Source organism: Armatimonas sp. (genome assembly GCF_043760365.1).
In the GTDB taxonomy this organism is placed as follows: domain Bacteria; phylum Armatimonadota; class Armatimonadia; order Armatimonadales; family Armatimonadaceae; genus Armatimonas.
This window is the reverse complement of sequence record NZ_JAYUPA010000670.1, coordinates 1-3890: the sequence shown is the minus strand read 5'-3', so window position 1 is coordinate 3890 and position 3890 is coordinate 1. Positions and strand designations below refer to the sequence as shown.

Here is a 3890-nt window from a genome sequence, read left to right as displayed (position 1 = left end):
AAGGCTTTTCGGATTGCGGGGCGTCGCAAAGTCCTGATCCAGCGTGCCGATCTGATGGCACTACTGGAACCCGCTAGACCCAGCGAGCCATTGAGTGCAGCTTGAAGATTTTAAAGTCGCACCCTTCTGACGTAATGCTCGTTGCATCCCAGAGCGGATGGATGCATACTTACAACGCACGAAGCCCACTGAGGATTGCATCTATATCCACCTGGGAAGTGCAGAGAACTTTTCCAACTAGAGATTTCCAACTGGCTGATTCATGGGTATAAGTTCGAAACTCGTCCATGATTCCCAGCCAAAAGGGATGATCTAGATATAGATCATCCCTTTTTCCCTTATCAGAGCCTATTTCTTCTGGTTCGAAAACGGATAATTCATTTTTGCTTGAAAACATAGTTTTCGAACTTTTTAACTCTTGAACGACATCCAACAGATTACGGAACAATTCTGTATACTCGACGCTGGCTCCAGCGGGGGAAATACTTATGCTGGAAAATGTATGGCGTAGAATGGTGCGTTTTCTGTCTGTGGGTGCCTGAATAAACTGTGATGAACAATTTTGCGTCAGGCTAATTAAGGTTGATACATCATCCATAAAGCTCATCTGCCTCTCAGAGACAGTGCCGAGACGCTCGATAATGAGGTCTTTGTCGTGGGAAATCTCTTGTTTTTTGCGCTCAAAGTCTTGCTCCGTGACAGAGTCATCGATTCTCATATCCAGCAGGCGGCTGAGTCGCTGTTCGGCTTTGGTGAGAAGGCGTTCTAGCTCTTCCCGACTCTCCTCGTGACGAGATTGCTCATCCTGGTGTGCTGCCTTCAGGGCTAGGCGTAGCCACTCGGATGTCTTGGGCATGGTGAGCTTGAAAGCAACAAGGTAGGGAAGAAGCTCTGAGTCGAGAGTATCCTCGCGGATTGAGGCTCGTTCAGTGCAGATTTTTTTCTGCCGACAGTACCCATAGGTGTGTCCTTTTTGAATCTCCCATGTCAGTCGTTTCCCACAACCCGAGCAGTAGACAAGACCACGGTAGAGATGGTCGTGATGCTGTTTCAGAGTTGCTCCTACCCCCATATTGGGGCGGTTGATTCTGCGCTGTACCCGATCAAACAGCTCGTGAGAAACAATCGGGGGATGAACTCCTTCCCATATCTTGCCCTCAAACAGCATTTTGCCAACGTAGAACGGATCTTTCAGCATGAGATGAATATGGCTTGAGTGGATCTGGCGATCCATTTTGGTTCTGAGACCTTCTTTGTAGAGATGATCCGATAGCCGGTGAACAGACCATTCTCCCGTGTCGTACAGGGAGAACATTTGCATGATCAACGGTACTCGTACAGGATCGGGCTGGATAGGACTTCGAGCGTTAGCCTTGTTACGAATGTAGCCAATAGGAGTCTTATTGGGCCAGATGCCTTGACGAAGCATGGTGTCAGTTGACTTGCGAACCTCCTCACGGAGGTTATCGGTGTAGTTCTTGGCGAGAACAACGCGCATCCCCCAATTGAGTTTGTCACCAGATCGAGAGAACTTATGCAGGTCAATGCCATCCTTTACACAGTGTAAGTGCCGATTGGCGTCCGCTTCAAGCCAATCATCAATCATCACTCCATCTTTCAGTCCAGAACGAGTCAGCCGATCTACTTTTTCTACAACAATATGTTGAATCTTGGTTTTATTGACTTCATCCATGAACGCCTTAAACTTCTTTCGGCGTAGATGCTTTGAAGCTGTCTCTGAAAGTCGGAGCATGAGAGGCACTTCAAAGCCTCGTTTAGCGCTAAAATCGCGCAATAGATCCTCTTGCGCATCTAAACTATAGCCATCTTCTTGCTCTTTTGAACTGACACGACAAATAATTGCGGCTTTTTGAATCATAAAATAGAAAATTAAATAATAATTAAACACCAAAAAAGGGCGGTTCTGTGCTATCACATCCAACGACTTTCGTACGTTTTCTGGCAGAACCGCCCTTAATAGGCAGAAAAAGTTATGACGTTTAAGGATGGGATAGCAGTGGGAACATAGCAAATTATTTAAGCCCCTAACAGTGCTTGATACACTTCGACAAGCCATTCGGCGAGTGCGGTCGCTTCTTCTTTAGTAAGTGATCGGTGCCATTCTTCTTGAACGATGATAATAAAGTCGTCTATCAGTTCAGGGGGAAGCATAGAGTAATAGTGAAGTAAGGCATAGATAAGAAATGATTAAAAAGAGCCTGCACGTCGGCGCGTGCCATAGTGCAGGCTATAAGTTTTTATTTACTAGATGGCGTGTTCCGTATCTCCGCATTTGCGGAGATACGGAGATGCGTATTTACGGAAGTTACATTTTCGGGAACGGCTGCCCTATCAACTCCTCGGCAGTGACGCGTCCTAAGCGCCGCCACCGAGGTTTGAAGAAACTGCCGTCTGGCTTTCTGTCGAACTCGACGATGTCGAAGCTCTCAGGAAACTGCCAACGCCCGGTATGTGTGTTGTGCACTCCCCGGTCGGGGTAGTGCTCGATCACAATTGGCGGTGCGGCAGGTTTTTGCAGGAACTCCCAGGACAGAGTTGTCAGCACCTCGATTCGATTCGTCACCGACGTTCCGGGATTTTGGTCAAGTTCGGTGAAAATGGCGATGACTGGTCTAGGTTCCTTTGGCTGGTAGAGCCGCAGGTAGCAGACCGACTTTACGCCGTGATACCCCTTGTAGTGCCAAGGGCCATCGTAAACAATCTCGGCAGGTTCGGTTTCTTTCAAGCGACTACCAACCTTTCTTGTACGGAGTAGATCGCTTCTGTCGCGGCTGTCATCGTGGCGATTGGAGTTGGAGTATCCAGCCCTTCGCCGACGACATCCTCCACTGCCTCACGACAGAGGGGAGTCCAGTGGAGCAGGCGACGCTGGCGAACCGCAGGGGCATTATCTGCCGCCTTAGGTTTGCGTCGTCCCGTCCGTAGGCTCGTGGCGGGGCTGTTGCAGTTGGGGATGGTCTCCTTGAAGAGAACCAACCCCAGCTCCTCGTCGAAGTTCATCCGGATATTGCCCATCTGATAATGCCTTGCGGTGTAGTGCTCGATGAGCAGAAACTCCAGCTCGCATTGCACCTCGCCGAGTCCTTGGCGGAACCCGTTGACGATGCTTTCCAGCCAAGGGCCGGTGGCGAATCCTGGCTCTGAGGGAGACCAGCTCACCAGCACCACTGCTTCTTTCATTTCTCCTTCAGAGACAGGCACGAAGACCCGCACCCGACAATCCGCCTTGCGCTGCTTGCTGTCTTCCAACTCGAAGCGCTGATCTAAGCTCTTTTTCATGAGTCTTCTCCTTCTTGTATCTCGGGTGCCAAGTGGTAGACCAGGCAACCTTCCGCGTCCTCGGCGTTTAGCCAGTAAGCGGGAAGCTCGGTGACTCCCATTCTCACGGCTTTGAAAAGTCGCATCCAGCAACACAGAATCACGGTGCGATCTTCTAGGGCAGCGACGATGTGGGGTACGGTGAGGTCAAGGCGCATGGCCCGCTCCTCAACCATATCCGGTCGCCACTGTCTGCAAAGCTCCTCAGTAATGTCGTACTCGGCCAGAACCAGCGGGCTTTGTGGCCGGGTGCTAGTCGTGACGATGTGTGCAGCATGGCCGACGTTCCAAAGGTACGTGTGGCCGAAGAGTTCTTCTCGTAGGATCACGTCACCAAAGGTTCCGTACTCCTCTGTCTTGGAGGCGATAATCGCCTCGCGGTCGCTGGCTCCCGAAAGAGCCGGTATACCTTTCATGGCTAGTGCCACTGATTTCATGGCTTTCGCCGTCCTTTCTTGCCTTGTGGGCCTTTCTGTGTGTCCATCGCTGCCAGCTTCGGAGGCTGGGACTTTGGGGGAATCTTCATGACGAGCACCTGCTCGGCTTCCTGT

General features: G+C 50.6%; 4 protein-coding genes. All 4 read right to left on the bottom strand.

The window, feature by feature from the left end; translation table 11 throughout:
* Positions 1 to 169: 169 nt before the first annotated feature.
* The 4 genes from ACH2EH_RS15570 to ACH2EH_RS15555 all read right to left on the bottom strand — a co-directional run bounded on the left by ACH2EH_RS15570 (position 170) and on the right by ACH2EH_RS15555 (position 3755).
* A complete protein-coding gene (locus tag ACH2EH_RS15570; protein WP_395142963.1) occupies positions 170 to 1936 on the bottom strand; it encodes a recombinase family protein in 1767 nt (588 codons plus the stop codon).
* A 390-nt stretch (positions 1937 to 2326) separates the two neighbouring features.
* Positions 2327 to 2746, bottom strand: coding sequence for a hypothetical protein (locus tag ACH2EH_RS15565; protein ID WP_395142961.1), 420 nt, complete (start codon positions 2744 to 2746; stop codon positions 2327 to 2329).
* Positions 2743 to 3300, bottom strand: coding sequence for a hypothetical protein (locus ACH2EH_RS15560; protein WP_395142959.1), 558 nt, complete (start codon positions 3298 to 3300; stop codon positions 2743 to 2745). The genes ACH2EH_RS15565 and ACH2EH_RS15560 overlap by 4 nt, the downstream gene beginning before the upstream one ends.
* Positions 3297 to 3755, bottom strand: a complete 459-nt coding sequence (locus ACH2EH_RS15555) for a hypothetical protein (RefSeq protein ID WP_395142957.1) — start codon at positions 3753 to 3755, stop codon at positions 3297 to 3299. The genes ACH2EH_RS15560 and ACH2EH_RS15555 overlap by 4 nt, the downstream gene beginning before the upstream one ends.
* Positions 3756 to 3890 lie beyond the last annotated feature (135 nt).